At 62.3% G+C, this 853-nt stretch carries 1 pseudogene; it reads left to right on the forward strand.

Annotated features, from left to right (window positions below):
* Nucleotides 1-94 precede the first annotated feature (94 nt).
* A pseudogene (locus D7Y21_RS41265) lies at nucleotides 95-837 on the forward strand (IS5 family transposase).
* The last annotated feature ends 16 nt before the right edge of the window (nucleotides 838-853 follow it).

Here is an 853-nt window from a genome sequence, read left to right on the forward strand (position 1 = left end):
CTAGGCTCTGTGGACTCTTAGGATTCCCTTAGGCGTCAGGGCGTGATTCAAGACTGCTTTTTGGGAGGCGGTCTTGGGCGTGCTGGATCGTTTGGTGCTGAGCGATGCTCAGTGGGAGCGGATTGCGCCGCTGATCATCGGGCGGCCGGATCAGAAGGGCTCGACGGGCCGGGACAATCGGATGTTTGTCGAGGGCGTGCTGTGGATCGTGCGGACGGGTTCGCCCTGGCGCGACTTACCGGACGCGTTTGGCGACTGGAACAGTGTCTTTCGCCGCTTTAGCCGCTGGAGCGCCAAGGGGGTCTGGTGGCGCATCTTCGAGGCGCTCTCGGACGATCCCGACTTCGAATACCTGATCGTCGACTCTACCATTGTTCGCGCCCACCAGCATGCAGCGGGAGCGAAAAAAGGGGATCTGAAGATCAGGCCCTGGGCCGCTCGCGTGGCGGCCTGAGCACCAAGATCCATTTGGCGGTGCGAGGTCTGGGCTGTCCGGTGCGGTTTGTCCTTACGGCCGGTCATCGCGGCGATGCCCCGCAGGCTGCGGCTCTGATCGAGGGCCTGCCCGCCCAGGCGGTGATGGGCGATACCGCCTACGATGCCGATTATCTGCGCCAGGCCATCGCTGACAAAGGCGCCCTTGCGGTGATCCCCAACAATCCCTCGCGTGCCAGGAAGCACTCGCTCGACAAGCACCTCTACGCTCAGCGCCACCTGATCGAGTGCTGCTTTTCCAAGCTCAAACAGTTCCGTCGCGTCGCCACACGCTTCGAGAAAACCGCCAGAAACTATCGCGCCGTCGTCACCCTGGCCGCCATCGTCCTATGGTTACGATAAGTGTCCACAGAACCTA

It is taken from the genome of Corallococcus sp. AB045, from assembly GCF_003668895.1.
In the GTDB taxonomy this organism is placed as follows: Bacteria; Myxococcota; Myxococcia; order Myxococcales; family Myxococcaceae; genus Corallococcus; species Corallococcus coralloides.